Source organism: Clostridium algidicarnis, from assembly GCF_000703125.1.
In the GTDB taxonomy this organism is placed as follows: Bacteria; Bacillota; Clostridia; order Clostridiales; family Clostridiaceae; genus Clostridium_L; species Clostridium_L algidicarnis.
In genome coordinates, this window is record NZ_JNLN01000001.1 from 1,335,583 (window position 1) to 1,349,675 (window position 14,093).

A 14,093-nucleotide genomic window follows, 5' to 3' on the forward strand; every position below is an offset into this window, starting at 1 on the left:
GAGTAGAAACCCCCTCTGAAGAAAAGAACTCTGTTTATACAGAACAACTCTCGCAGCTTTCTACAACCAAGGATTTTGATCTAACGTAATATATACTTTTAATTCCTTGTTTAAAGGCATCTATATAAAGGTTTAGTATTTGTCTCATGGTGTAGCTTGTTGTTATATAAAGATTAAAGGACTGGCTTTGATCTATATGTTTTTGCCTTGTAGCATTAGCTTTTATAGACCAATGTTGGTCTATTTCATAGGCAGATTTATAAAGATGAAAGTTCTCCTCGTTTATATCTGGTGCTACCTTTGGGGTTATTATACCTTTCTTTTCTTCAAAGTAAAATCTATTCATTATAGGATCTATACCTTCTGTTGTACCTGCAATGGCTGCTGTAGAACCATTAGGTGCTACAGCTAAAAGATAGGCATTTCTTATAGAATTTTTACTTACTAAAGATCTAAGATCATTCCAACGGTCTGAGTTATAGCTTCTTAAATCAAAATACTCTCCAGTTTCAAAGTCGGATCCTTTAAAATATTTATATCCACCTTTTTCTTTTGCTATGTTCATACTTGCCTTTATGGCAAAATAATTTATGTTTTCATAAAGTGTATCAACAAAGGCTATATGCTCATCACTTTCAAAAGCTATATTATTGTTAACAAGCATATGGTGATACCCACTAGTTCCAAGGCCAATGGACCTATAAGACGCGTTAGTAACTTTAGCGTAGGGTACAGAGTAGTAGTTTAAGTCTATTACGTTGTCCATGGCTCTAATTTGGGTCTCTACTATGTGTTCAAGCTCTTTAACATCAGTTATATCAATACGGCCAAGCACTATGGAGGACAGGTTACATACAACAAAGTCACCAGGCTTATTTTTTTCTATTATTATTGTATCACCGTTTTCATCTTGTATTTCTTCTTGAATGAATTCTAATGCACTCATATTTTGCATTATTTCAGTACAAAGGTTTGAGGAGTAGATCATACCCTTATGTTTATTTGGGTTTAACTTATTTGCAATATCTCTATTAAAGGTAAAAGGTGTTCCGGTTTCTGAAGCACTTTTTATTATAAGCTTTACTAGATCTTTAACTATGATCTCCCGTTTTTCTATATTAGGATCTTCTATACATTCATAATATCTTTTTTTCCACTCTTCTCCATAAAAATCACAAAGTTCATATCCCTTTGCCTTTTTTATTTCATGTGGGCACATCATATACCAAGTAGCATTTATATCATTTTCAGCTAGCTTCCAAAATAAATCTGGATAAGCTATACCAGGGAATACATCGTGAGCCTTTTTTCTATCGTCTCCATTATTGGTTTTAAGCTGCAAAAATTCTGGAAGATCTCTATGCCATGCATCTAACCAGATAGATACACTGCCAGTTCTCATACCTAGTTGATCTACGGCAATAGCTGTATCGTTAAAAAGTTTAATCCAAGGAATAACACCACCAGAGGCTCCCTTATAATTTCTTATGTCTGAACCTAGTGCTCTAACCTTTCCCATGTATATGCCCATGCCCCCGCCAAACTTTGATACTTTAGCAAAGTTATCAAGGCTTTTATAGATACCTTGAAGACTATCAGAAACTGTATCTATAAAGCATGAACTAAGCTGATGATAAGGCTTTCTAGCATTAGACATAGTAGGTGTTGCCATAGTGGCTTTTAAGGTACTAAGAACATCATAAAATCTTTTAGCCCAGTATAATTTATTTTTTTCTTTCATAGCCAGGTGCATAGATATCCCCATGAACATTTCTTGAGGAAGCTCTAGAACCTTTTTGTCTCCATTTTGTATTAGATACCTTTTGTATAATAAATTTATCCCACTATAGGTAAATAAATAATCGCGACTAGGTACTATATATTTTTCTAATTCATCAATTTCCTCTTTATTGTAATTTTCTAATATATACTTTCCATATAAGCCCATGTCTGTAAGGCTATTTATTAAGTCATACAAATTATTGTATCCTGTATCGTTATTTGCGATACCTCTGTTATTAGCAACCTTTGTATATAAATTATGCATATAAAGCTTTGTAGCTGCAAATTCCCACTTAGGTTCTAAGGCACTTGTAAGCTCTAAAGCACATTGAATTATGGATTTTAACAAATCTTTGTCACTAATTCCTTCTCTGATAACATTATCTAAGGATTTTAAAAGTATTTTTGGATTATAAATTTCATTCTCTTTATAAATATCTTCACAAGCAAATTCACATATTTCATTTAATTTATCTATTTCAAAATTTATTTTATATTTCATGTGTGTAAGGCCCCTCTCTAAACATATACTATATCTAGTGGGATTACAATAATAAAACACAAGATATAGATGCAATTGCTATTATAGATTAATAACTACACTTTTGTAAACTTAGAAAAGTCATGAAAAAGCTAAATATAGTAGGTTAGCTTTAAATCTTTATATCAGGCTCTATATATAATGGTAATTATGAAGTAATAATTATCAACGAAGGTTACAGGTTATATAAGAGTTTATCCGATGGCTACCATCCGTAACACTCCTCTCCTCTTCAAGGTGGGATATGACGGCTGCTACGCCCCTGGATAAGTTCTTCTAAGACTCAGATGGAGAGATGTATTCCTTATAAGCAAACTCCACCTGAGTCTAAGAATCACTTGATAGAATATATTACAAGAATAGATTATAATATATATTGTGGACAATATTACATAATTAGGAGGTATTTATGAGTGAGATAATTATAAAGGTAGATAACTTCGGTAAATGTTATGGGGACTTTAAAGCTGTAGATGGAATTAGCTTTGAAGTTAAGAGTGGTGAGATATTTGGGATAATTGGTCCAAATGGTGCAGGTAAAACTACTACGCTAGAATGTCTTGAAGGTCTAAGAATGATTGATTCTGGAACCATAGAAGTTTTAGGACTAAATCCATGGAAAGAGCCTAGGAAGATAAAAAACCTTATAGGTGTGCAACTTCAATCTTCATCACTTCCAAATACTATAACAGTTAAGGAATCTATGAAGTTATTTTCATCATATCATAATGTTAAACCGAGATATGATTTATTAAGTAGATTGGGACTTGAGGATAAGTTAAAAACACAGTATCATATTCTTTCAGGAGGAGAACAAAGACGACTTGCTATAGCCTTAGCAGTAGCCCATAATCCTAAAGTTTTAATATTAGATGAACCAACCGCAGCCTTGGATGTTAAAGCAAGATTTGAGCTTCATAAGATTATAAAAGAGCTAAAGGATTCTGGAACTACTATAATACTTGCAACTCATGATATGGCAGAAGCTGAAAAGATGGCTGATAGAATAGCAATTTTATTAAAAGGGAAGATAATGGTTATAGGTACTCCAAAGGAGATAACAGCTAAAGGGTCAGCTTTAACTAAGATATCTGTTAGGACTCTAGGCAATAGTTTAGAGAGGAGTTTTAGCAAAGCAATGGATGAGTATCATATTTTTTATACGGATAAGCCTGGATATAAGGTAATGGAAATAATAAATTTAATTGAGTCAAAAGAGGATGTACTAATAGACCTTAGAGTAGAAAGACCATCATTAGAGGAACGATTCCTAGAAATAACTTCACTTGGAGGTGGAGTATGAAGACTTTTGCAATACATCTTTTATTTGATTTTAAGGCAGGCCTTAGGGACAAGACTTTATTAATTATGAATTATATATTTCCACTTGGGTTTTATTTGATGATTGGGGGAATAATGCCTAAATTAAATCCTCAATATAAAGATATCCTAATCCCATCTATGGTGATGTTCACTATACTGGTAAGTACTATTTTAGGCATGCCAAATACTTTAGTTACATTTAGAAATAATGGTATACTAAGAAGTTATAAAATTAATGGCATATCTAAGTTTTCAGTATTAGCAACACAAGTGATCTCAACTATTTTTCATGCGGCTATAGTTACTATAATTATACTAATAAGTGCTCCTGTCTTATTCAATGTAAGGCATCTGGAAGATATTGGCGCTTTAATATTAATATTTATTGTAATGTCCATTGCCTGCTCTGGATTAGCCATTCTTATAGGAATAATATCTGACAATACATCGGTTACAGTAATTTATGCACAAGTATTATTTTTGCCCTCTATGCTTATTGGTGGGCTTATGTTTCCATCAGATGCGTTACCAAAATCTATTAAAGTGTTTGCAAGGTTGCTTCCAAGTACTTATGCCATGGATGCATTTAAGGTTCTAGCGGTTCATGAAAAAGGTCTTTTCGACCCAATATATTCTATTGGTATACTAGTATTGACAGGAATACTGAGCTATATATTGTCTTTATATCTTTTTAGGCTAGATAACAATAATTCATCTAAATCTAAAAGTAGATTTTTAGCATTAATAGCTTTAATTCCAGTGATTTTAGGAACCTTATTTATATAACAATAGAAAATATATTATTAGTATGGATATAAGTGCTTATGTTAATAAATTTACAAATACAGTTATAACAATAGAATTAGAAAAATCTATTAGAAAAGCGCCCACTATAGGAAGTATGAAAAATGCTTTTGGTGACAGGCCATATTTTTCGGTGATAGCTTCCATATTAGCTATACCATTTGGTGTAGAACCCATTCCAAACCCACAGTGACCAGCAGCAATAACAGCAGCATCGTAATCCCTTCCCATGAATCTAAAGGTAATAAAATATGAAAAAACAATCATAAGTATGGATTGGGCAATTAATATTATAAGTAAAGAACCTACCATACCCTTTAATTGCCATATTTCAAGATTTATTAAAACCATAGATAAAAATATGTTTAAAGATATATTACCGATGATTTCTGAACATTCCTCGTTAATATGCAATTTCCCAGTACCTTTTCCGACGTTTAAAATTATAGCTGCAATTATCATGGCATTAATATAAGAAGGTAATGTTATATTAATCTTTTTAAGGAGCCCTTCTAATACAGATCCTAGAGCCATGGAAATTATAATTATAGCAGTGGTTTTAAATAATTCATTATAATCAATAGGATCATTTGAAGATTCATGGTGACCTATAAAGTCATGATTTGTAGGGGTTAAATTATTTTTAGTTATAAGGCGTCTTGCTATAGGTCCACCAATTAAGCTACCCATAATTATCCCAAAGGTAGCAGAAGCCATAGCTATAGTTGTGCCTCCAGTAAAACCAGAGTTTTTTTCAAATAAGGCTCCAAAGGTAGCGCCAGTACCATGACCACCTGTCATAGTAACAGAGCCTGCAATAAGTCCTAAAAGGGGACTTTCATTAAGAATTTTAGCAATTGTAATACCTACTACGTCTTGGAGTATTACTAAGGTAAGTGCCAAAAGGAAAAATATTATTACTTTTACACCACCCTTTTTTATAAGTTTTAAGCTGGCACCAAGGCCTATGGTGGTAAAGAACATAGTCATAAATACATTTTGAAGGGTTGTATCTAAGGTTAATACAACAAGGTTATTTTGTCTTAAAACAAAATTGAGTAAGGCAAAAATAATTCCACCAATTAAGGGTACAGGGATACAAAATCTTTCTAATAATGAAATCTTATTTTTTAGCCATAGTCCTAAATAGTAAACACCAATAGCTAGTGCAACAGTTTGTATCATATCTAATTTTATGTTCATAACGAGCCACCTTTCTATTTCCACATATGCAAGATTATATATTAAAACTTGCAAAAGATAAATAAGAATATATTACAAGATAATTATTTATTTCAACTATTATATAGTTTTTGCAATATTCTAGATATAATGTATGAATTATAAGAGAATATGAGGTAAAACCTCCCATGCAAGTTTTCTCACATAAATTTTAAATTTGAACTATAATTGAAGTATTAATAATGATTTAAGGAGATGAAGAGAGCAGTGAATATATACATAGCTAGACATGGGGAAACAAAATGGAATATAGAAGGGAGGATGCAGGGATTCAAAGATTCTGACTTAACACAAAAAGGAGTAAGTGATGCTAGAAGTCTTGGAGAGAGTTTAAAAGATATAGATTTTGATTGTATTTATAGTAGTCCCCTGGGAAGAGCTCTAGACACAGCAAAATATATTCGGCAAGATGATAATATAAAAATAATTCCAGATGATTCATTAAAGGAATTGAATTTAGGGTTTTGGGAAGGTATGACACATAAAGATATAAAAGAAAAATACCCTCTTCAATATAATAATTTTAGAGAGCATCCTGAATCATTTGAATCTCAAGGGGGAGAAAGCTTTTTAGAATTAATCAAAAGGGTAGAAAAGGGCTTAAATAATATTATTAAAGATGAAAATCATGAAAATATTTTAATAGTTACACACACTTGTGTTATAAAAGCCATTTCCATAATTGTTAAGGGAAATGATGTAAAGGATTTTTGGAATCTTCCATTTATTAATAATACAAGCCTTACAATTTTAGAGGTAATAAATAAAGAAATAAAGGTATTATTAGAAGCCGATGTTTCTCATCTAAAGCAGTGATATGGACAGAGTTTTAAACTTCAGATGATTTATTTATTATCGTTGAAGCTTATTAATCAGATAAAATTTATTAATAAAAGCTTTGTATAAATATATACATATAATATGTATAAAAATGGAGTAAACTATACTATTTAGGAGGAAGGAGCATAAGGAAGTATATTGAATTTAATAGAATATGATTAATCATAGAGGTATTTGGTATGCTTGACTATTGCGGTAATATGTAATATTCTGATAATATAATAGTTATTAATTACAAGCCATTATACTAAGAATTAATAACTGTTTCAATAAACTTTTACTAAGGAGGTATTAATTATGAGTATTCTTTCATGGATTATACTAGGAGCATTATCAGGATGGATAGCAAGTATGATTACAGGTAACGATGGTGAAATGGGAGCATTAGCAAACATTCTTGTGGGTATTGTAGGAGCTTCTATAGGTGGTTTCGTATTTGGATTGATAGGAGGACAAGGCGTCACAGGATTTAACATATGGAGTTTATTAGTAGCAATAGTTGGAGCCGTTATTCTATTATTTATAATTAATGCTTTAAGAAGAAAGAAGTAGGTATTGAGTTTACTTTAAGGTTATAACATTAACAAGATTTTAGGAGGTTTTATACTATGTTAAAATCAATGATAGATAAAACAATAAAAAAACAAAAGAGAAAAAAGGCAATGAAAACTACCACAAATATATTAGCAGGTACCGTAGCTGGAATAGCAGCAGGAGTGCTACTAGCTCCAAAGTCTGGTAAAGATACTAGGAAGGATATAAAAAAGGTAGGTAAAGATTTAAATGATGGAGTTAAAGATAGAGCTGAAGAATTAAGAACTGATATAAAAACTAAAACTAATGATTTTAAAGATAAAGCGGAAGAAACAAAAGAGATAGTAAAAGACAAGGCAAAGCAAACTAAAGATATAGCAAAAGATACAGTTGAAGAAATTAAAGATGTTACAAAAGAAGCTTCAGAGGAAACAAAAAAAGCTGTAGAAGATACAAAAGATGATGCTAAGAAAAATTATAATGAAGCAAAAGCCAAAATAAAAGATCATGTAGAAGAAAAGAAGTAATATAAGACATTCATGATTTTAAGATATTTAAAAAGATTCTGGTTAATTCCAGAATCTTTTTTTTGTTATATTTTAACTAATATATAATTTTTTTTTAGTAAATAAAAGAAATTGTAAGTAAATAGGATATCTAAAATATTCCTTAAATATTCCAAAAACACTTGAAAAGCTACCTGTATATCATAGTATAATATTAAAGCATGAATTTTCACATGAAATTAAAATTAAAACTTTAAAATAAATATTTTTACACAAGATAAATAGAGATTAAATATAATTAGAATAGAGGTTTTGAATGGATTTAATTAGGAGGAAACTAATGATTAATAATGGTAGTTTATATATGAGAAGAATAGGAAGAAAAAGGTCTAAAAGAGATATTAAAAATAATGATGAGTATTTAGGTTTAACTGATTATGATGTAAAGAAGAGAGTTAGGGAGGGAAAGGTTAATAAAAACACGAATACCTCCTCAAAGAGTGTATGGAATATAATAAGAGGAAATTTATTTACATTATTTAATGGAATAAATTTAATCCTTTTAATAATTGTAATTGCAGCAGGATCCCCTAAAAATGGGCTTTTTGCAGGTGTAATAATAACTAATTCCCTTGTAGGTATAATCCAAGAACTTAATGCAAAAAAGGTAGTCGAAAGGCTTTCTATGCTTAATGCCATTACCGTAACAGTTATAAGAAATGGTGTTAAAGATAATATAGCTGTAGAACACGTAGTTTTAGATGATGTAATATCTTTAAGCGAGGGTGAGCAAATAGTTGTAGACTCAAAGGTTTTAACTGAACAGTGCCTAGAAGTTGATGAATCACTTCTTACAGGTGAGTCGGAATCTATTAAAAAGTGCAAGGGGGATACTGTACTTGCAGGAAGTTTAGTGCTTGGAGGAACTGGCCTTGTTAGAGCTACTCATGTAGGTCCAAACACCTATGCAGCAAAACTTGCAAGAGAAGCAAAGAAATTTAAACTTGCTAAATCAGAATTACAATTAATGATGGATAAGATACTAAAAGTTACAATAAAGATCATATTACCTATAGGGACTTTGCTTATATTAACTCAGCTTATAAATACAGATAGAGATTGGAAACAAGCTGTTATAAGTGCTGTATCAGGAGTTGTAGGAATGATTCCAGAGGGACTAGTACTTCTTATAACTACAGCGTTTATAGTATCTATAGTAAGGTTATCTAAGTGGAAGACATTAGTTCAGGAATTACCTGCTACAGAAATATTAGCAAGGGTTGATACCTTATGTTTAGATAAGACTGGAACTATAACTGAAGGGAAATTAAAGCTAGAGGAAATAGTACCGTTAAATAATAATGATGTAAAGTTTATAGAAGAGGTTTTAAGTGTTATATCTACATCTTTTGGCAGCTCTAATGCAACTTTAGGGGCAATAAAAGAAAAGTATAGCAAAAATAAAGAAGTTAAGATAAATAAATGCATTCCTTTTAATTCAGCTAAAAAGTGGAGTGGAGTTGAATTTGCTACAGGTGAAAAGTGGTTAATAGGAGCTCCTGAAATTATTCTTGGCGAAAAGTATGAAGAGTTTAGAGAAGTTGTAGAAACTGAAGCTAAAAATGGCAGGAGAGTTTTAATATTAGCTAAAATAAATAGCGGGGATTTAACTGATGAATTGTCTAAAGACGTAGAGGCTGTATCTCTTATATTATTTGAGGACATAATAAGGGAAGATGCAAAGGAAACTTTAAACTATTTTGAAAAACAAAAGGTAGACATAAAGATAATTTCAGGAGATAACCCTGTTACAGTATCTTGTGTTTCTAAAAAGGCAGGATTGAAAAGTGCAGAAAACTATATAGATTCAAGAGAACTCCCTGAAAATGAAGAGGAATTAGCAAAGGTAGTAAATAGGACTACTGTATTTGGTAGAACCACTCCTCACCAAAAAAAGGCTATAATAAAAGCTCTTCAAAGAGACAAAAAGACTGTAGCTATGACTGGAGATGGAGTAAATGATGTATTAGCATTAAAGCAAGCAGACTGCGGTATTGCCATGGCATCTGGAAGTGATGCATCTAAGGCTGTAGCTCAATTAGTTCTTTTAGATTCTAATTTTAATGCACTTCCCCATGTAGTTGCAGAAGGAAGACGGATAATTAATAACATAGAAAAGGCTTCAAATCTTTTTTTGAGTAAGATGATATATTCAATTATTATGTCAATAGTATTTTGCATACTATTTATTCCTTATCCTATAATGCCAATACAACTTACCCTAATTGGAAGTATAACCATAGGAATACCTTCATTTTTCTTAGCCTTAGAGCCTAACTGTGATGTGGTAAAACAAGGTTTCTTTAAAAGGGTACTAAAAGAGTCTATACCTAATGGAGTAGCTGTAGCTGTAACAACCATAGTGGTATTTCTTGTATCGTACTATAATAAACTTCCAATGGAACAGTGTAGAACACTTGCAGTTATAGTTATGGGAGGAGTTAGCCTTATCGTATTATTTAAAGCTTCTAGGCCATTTACAAAGGTGAAGCTTGGCTTAAATTTAGTTACTATATTAGTGTTCATATTTAGTTTAATAGTTCCTATTTCAAGAAAATTCTTCATGATTTATAGTGTAAATTTCTATTATCTAATCTTAGCATTAATATTAGTAAGCATATCTCCACTAATCATGAAATTCACAAAGGTTTTAGTAGAGAAACCTTTACAAAGACGCTTTGGATAATGATTACATTATGTTTAACATGAATCCATGATAGAATTATACTATACAAAAAAAGGGTGCACCTCTGAGGTACATCCAGAAAAAGGATGCACCTCAGAGGTGCACCCATAATATGGAATGGGAAGGAAGTAAATATATGATAAAGCTTATAGTAACAGATATGGATGGAACATTATTAGATGATAAGGGTGATATGCCTAAAGATTTTAATGAAGTTTTCAAAAGTATTATAGATAAAGACATAAGATTTGGGGTTGCTAGTGGAAGGCAGTATTATACATTAAAACATGCATTTAAAGATATTAAACAAGATTTAGTATATGTAGCTGAAAATGGAGCCCTTGTAATGTATGAAGGTGAGGAGCTTTATGCTAATACAATAGATAAGGATTATATTAAGGAAATCTTAAGAGATATAGAGGGAATCAAAGATGTTTTCCCTGTGCTTTGTGGAAAAAAGTCAGCATATATAAATACAGATAGCGAAGATATCATAAAACATGCTAAAAAGTATTATAGAGAACTGGCTATTGTAAAAAAATTTAATAATATAAAAGATGAAATATTAAAGATTGCTATATTAGATTTAGGTGGAGCTGCAGAAAATATTAATAAAATAATTTTCCCTAAATGGAAGGATAGACTTAAGGTTACTGTATCTAGTTTTGAGTGGTTAGATTTATATAACCTAGATGCAAATAAAGGTGAGGCTATAAGGCTTATTCAAAAGAAGTTTAATATAGATGAAAAAGAAACTGCAGTATTTGGTGATTATTTTAATGACATAGAAATGCTTGGAGCTGGTTATTATAGCTATGCTATGGAAAATGCACCAGAGGAAGTAAAAAAACATGCTAGATTTATAGCTAAAAGTAACAAGGAAAATGGAGTATTAGAAAAGATAAAAGAAATAATATAAAACTAAAGGATGTCTTAAATGACATCCTTTAGTTTTATGAAAAAGTAATAGTTTAAGGTTTTAAATAAACTAGTATATTGATATGTTGTTTATTTATAAGTTAGGATCTATTTTATTTTTACCTTCCTTATAATAATTTAAACTTTGAGTTGCTGGTCCATTTAAAATTTCACCATAATAGGTAAACCTTGAACCGTGGCAGGGACAATCCCATGACTTTTCTGCATCATTCCACTTTAATTCACAGCCCACATGGGTACAGGTAATATCAACTATATGTAGTATACCGTTATCATCTTTATAGGCTCCATATTTACCACCATCTAATTCAACTATTTTACCCTCTCCAGATTGAATATTAATTTGATTTTCACCAGACTTAATTTTGCCTATTATAAGTTCTTTTGCTACATCGAAGTTTTCAGTAAATAGTTGTTTATAGGCAGTTGCTGTGAAGGGCCTTGAAGGGTTGAATACTTCTTCAAAAGGACTTTTTTCACCTAAAACTTTATCAGTAAGCAATCTAGCAGCGGCAGTTCCATTAGTCATGCCCCATTTCCCAAAGCCCGTAGCAACATAAATGTTTTCTGATCCAGAAGTTAAATTTCCTACATAAGGAATATTGTCTAAGGTTATATAATCTTGGGTGGACCATCTATATAGAACATTCTTAACATTAAAGGTTGACTCTGCAAAGTCTTTTAGATTATGATAATGCTCATTAAAATTGTCACCATGAGCAGTTTTGTGACCTTCACCACCTATAAGTATTAATTGATTCTCTCCATCATATTGAGATCTTAAAGAACGTCCAGGTTTTTCTGCACTAATAAACATTCCTTCTGGAAACTTTTCTTTTATAGTTGTGGCAATAACATAGGATCTTTCAGGTCTAAGCCTTGTTAAATATAGACCCATACCATCATAACATGGATACTGGGATGCAATAATAACCTTTGAGGCTATTACTTTTTTGCCACCTTTAGTAATAAGCGTAACTAAATTGCTTTTTTCTATGTCAGTTACTGTTGTGTTTTCAAATATATGACTTCCATCTCCAGGTATCATTTTAGCTATTGGTAGCAAATATTTTCTTGGATGAAATTGAGCTTGATTTTCAAAAACTATAGCCGACTTAATATCTAGATTAAATGGTAATTTATCTATACACCTTGCCTTTATTCCTAAATCCAAGGCTACTTTAGTTTCTTCTTCGATTTTTTTTATATATTCATCTTTTCTTGTGTATACATAGGCTGGAAGCCTTTTAAAGTCACAATCTATATTAAGTTCATTAGCTATATTTTCAATAAATCCTATGGAAGATTCATTAGCATGGGCGTACTGTTTTGCAAAATCCATTCCCATGGAATTTATTATATTATCATAAATCAAATTATGCTGGGAAGTTATTTTAGCAGTGGTAAAACCAGTGGCACCTTGAACAATTCTACTAGCTTCAATAATAGCCACCTTTGCTCCTTTTTTCTTCAAAAGATGTGCTGCAGTTATACCAACAATTCCTCCGCCTATAATTGCTAAATCTACTTTTATGTCCTCATTTAATGAAGGATAGTTTGTTTCTTTTGTTGATTGTATCCAGTAAGACTTTAAATATTTTTCAATATTTGGGGATGAATTATTTAGTTCATTCATAAAGGTTCTCCTTTTATATTTAGTGGTAGTTAGTATTTGATATTTGTATAAAATTATTCAGTTTGTAAGGAGAAACAGGTGGAATGTTTATTGATAACTAACAAGGTAAGGTGTGAATGATTATTTATTAAGGGATAAAAAAATAAGGCCCTATAGGGCCTATTTCATTATGTTTTGTGGATTTCCTTTAAGATATTTTGTTATATTTTCAAAGGTTATATGTGCTCTTCTTGTAATGGCTTCCTCTGTTGCGAAAGCTATATGAGGAGTAACTATAGCCTTTGAACAGCCTAATAATGGATGGTTTTGTGGTAGGGGTGGTTCTACTTTAAATACATCAATTCCAGCACCAGCAATTATGTCATTTTCAAGGGCTTCTGCTAGAACATCTTCGTCTACAATAGGTCCTCTAGCTGTATTTATGAGTATGGCAGAAGGCTTCATAATAGAAATTTCATCCCTGCCTATTAGTCCCTTGGTTTCTTCGTTTAATGGAACATGAATAGATACAATATCACTATCTGAAAGTAAGGTTTCAAGAGATACATATTTAATTCCTGAATCTATTAAAGATTTCTTTTCACTACGGCTATAAGCTAAGATATTACAGCCAAAAGCCTTAGCTATTTCAGCTACCCGAGTGCCAATAGAACCAGTGCCTATAATACCTAAGGTTTTCCCATAAAGCTCATTTTGACTAAATCCATCTTTGTTTTTACCTTCTCTTGTAACTTTATTTAAAGGAACTATATTTCTAAGTACAGAAAGTATAAGCCCAAAGGTAAGTTCAGCTACAGAATATGTACTATAGCCAGCGGCATTACATACCATTATATTATTTTTTCTGCAAGTTTCCATGTCTATATGATCCACGCCAGTAAAGGCTACGGAAATCATCTTTATATTAGGATTTGAAGCTATAGCCTTTGAACTAAGGGGCATATTTGCAACAATTAATACATCAGCTCCTTCAATTCGTTCAATAAGTTCCTCTTCATTTTCTGGTCTATTTCCATAAGAAGTTATTTCGTGTCCAAGATCTATTAAAGAACCTCCAATTTCTAAAAGTTCCTCGCCTGTAAGACCTAAAGGCTCTAATACTACTATTCTCATTTAAAAATCCCCCTTATAAAATTTCTTTAAATTAACAGTATATAGGTTGTAACTATGAATATTATAACTCTAAAGTGTAATAATTAA

General features: G+C 31.4%; 11 protein-coding genes. 7 read left to right on the forward strand and 4 right to left on the reverse strand.

Annotation, left to right across the window (positions count from 1 at the left end; all coding sequences use genetic code 11):
* Positions 1-34: 34 nt before the first annotated feature.
* Positions 35-2,260, reverse strand: coding sequence for a ribonucleoside-diphosphate reductase subunit alpha (locus BV55_RS0106635; RefSeq protein ID WP_029452038.1), 2,226 nt, complete (start codon positions 2,258-2,260; stop codon positions 35-37).
* A gap of 472 nt (positions 2,261-2,732) precedes the next feature.
* Here BV55_RS0106635 and BV55_RS0106640 point away from each other — a divergent pair, with 472 nt between their 5' ends.
* Together BV55_RS0106640 and BV55_RS0106645 are read left to right on the forward strand one after the other, a co-directional pair.
* Entirely contained in the window at positions 2,733-3,626 is an 894-nt protein-coding gene (locus BV55_RS0106640; RefSeq protein WP_029452039.1) for an ABC transporter ATP-binding protein, read from the forward strand.
* On the forward strand, positions 3,623-4,432 hold the full coding sequence (locus tag BV55_RS0106645) for an ABC transporter permease (protein WP_029452040.1): 810 nt from the start codon (positions 3,623-3,625) through the stop codon (positions 4,430-4,432). The genes BV55_RS0106640 and BV55_RS0106645 overlap by 4 nt, the downstream gene beginning before the upstream one ends.
* 36 nt (positions 4,433-4,468) lie before the next feature.
* Here the strand turns inward: BV55_RS0106645 and gltS are convergent, their stop codons facing one another.
* Complete coding sequence (gene gltS, locus BV55_RS0106650; protein WP_029452041.1) at positions 4,469-5,653, reverse strand: sodium/glutamate symporter; 1,185 nt, start codon at positions 5,651-5,653, stop codon at positions 4,469-4,471.
* A gap of 246 nt (positions 5,654-5,899) precedes the next feature.
* On the opposite strand from gltS, the gene BV55_RS0106655 reads away from it, so the two are divergent.
* The 5 genes from BV55_RS0106655 to BV55_RS0106675 all read left to right on the forward strand — a co-directional run bounded on the left by BV55_RS0106655 (position 5,900) and on the right by BV55_RS0106675 (position 11,237).
* A complete protein-coding gene (locus BV55_RS0106655) occupies positions 5,900-6,508 on the forward strand; it encodes a histidine phosphatase family protein (RefSeq protein WP_051652428.1) in 609 nt (202 codons plus the stop codon).
* 321 nt (positions 6,509-6,829) lie between these two features.
* Positions 6,830-7,084 (forward strand): GlsB/YeaQ/YmgE family stress response membrane protein, encoded by a 255-nt coding sequence (locus tag BV55_RS0106660; protein WP_029452044.1) that lies wholly within the window; start codon positions 6,830-6,832, stop codon positions 7,082-7,084.
* A 56-nt stretch (positions 7,085-7,140) separates the two neighbouring features.
* Positions 7,141-7,593, forward strand: coding sequence for a YtxH domain-containing protein (locus tag BV55_RS0106665; RefSeq protein WP_029452046.1), 453 nt, complete (start codon positions 7,141-7,143; stop codon positions 7,591-7,593).
* Positions 7,594-7,936: 343 nt separating this feature from the next.
* A complete protein-coding gene (locus tag BV55_RS0106670; protein ID WP_051652538.1) occupies positions 7,937-10,318 on the forward strand; it encodes an HAD-IC family P-type ATPase in 2,382 nt (793 codons plus the stop codon).
* A gap of 136 nt (positions 10,319-10,454) precedes the next feature.
* A complete protein-coding gene (locus tag BV55_RS0106675) occupies positions 10,455-11,237 on the forward strand; it encodes a Cof-type HAD-IIB family hydrolase (protein WP_029452049.1) in 783 nt (260 codons plus the stop codon).
* Between the two features lie 93 nt (positions 11,238-11,330).
* Here BV55_RS0106675 and BV55_RS0106680 read toward each other — a convergent pair whose 3' ends face one another.
* On the reverse strand, positions 11,331-12,893 hold the full coding sequence (locus BV55_RS0106680) for an FAD-dependent oxidoreductase (RefSeq protein WP_029452051.1): 1,563 nt from the start codon (positions 12,891-12,893) through the stop codon (positions 11,331-11,333).
* Between the two features lie 159 nt (positions 12,894-13,052).
* Positions 13,053-14,006 (reverse strand): 2-hydroxyacid dehydrogenase, encoded by a 954-nt coding sequence (locus BV55_RS0106685; protein WP_029452052.1) that lies wholly within the window; start codon positions 14,004-14,006, stop codon positions 13,053-13,055.
* Between the last annotated feature and the right edge of the window lie 87 nt (positions 14,007-14,093).

Coding starts and splice junctions, on each gene's coding strand:
- BV55_RS0106665 (WP_029452046.1), top strand. CDS start 7,141: ATGTTAAAATCAATGATAGATAAAACAATAAAAAAACAAAAGAGAAAA.
- BV55_RS0106675 (WP_029452049.1), top strand. CDS start 10,455: ATGATAAAGCTTATAGTAACAGATATGGATGGAACATTATTAGATGAT.
- BV55_RS0106680 (WP_029452051.1), bottom strand. CDS start 12,893: ATGAATGAACTAAATAATTCATCCCCAAATATTGAAAAATATTTAAAG.
- BV55_RS0106640 (WP_029452039.1), top strand. CDS start 2,733: ATGAGTGAGATAATTATAAAGGTAGATAACTTCGGTAAATGTTATGGG.
- BV55_RS0106660 (WP_029452044.1), top strand. CDS start 6,830: ATGAGTATTCTTTCATGGATTATACTAGGAGCATTATCAGGATGGATA.
- BV55_RS0106670 (WP_051652538.1), top strand. CDS start 7,937: ATGAGAAGAATAGGAAGAAAAAGGTCTAAAAGAGATATTAAAAATAAT.
- BV55_RS0106645 (WP_029452040.1), top strand. CDS start 3,623: ATGAAGACTTTTGCAATACATCTTTTATTTGATTTTAAGGCAGGCCTT.
- BV55_RS0106685 (WP_029452052.1), bottom strand. CDS start 14,006: ATGAGAATAGTAGTATTAGAGCCTTTAGGTCTTACAGGCGAGGAACTT.
- gltS (WP_029452041.1), bottom strand. CDS start 5,653: ATGAACATAAAATTAGATATGATACAAACTGTTGCACTAGCTATTGGT.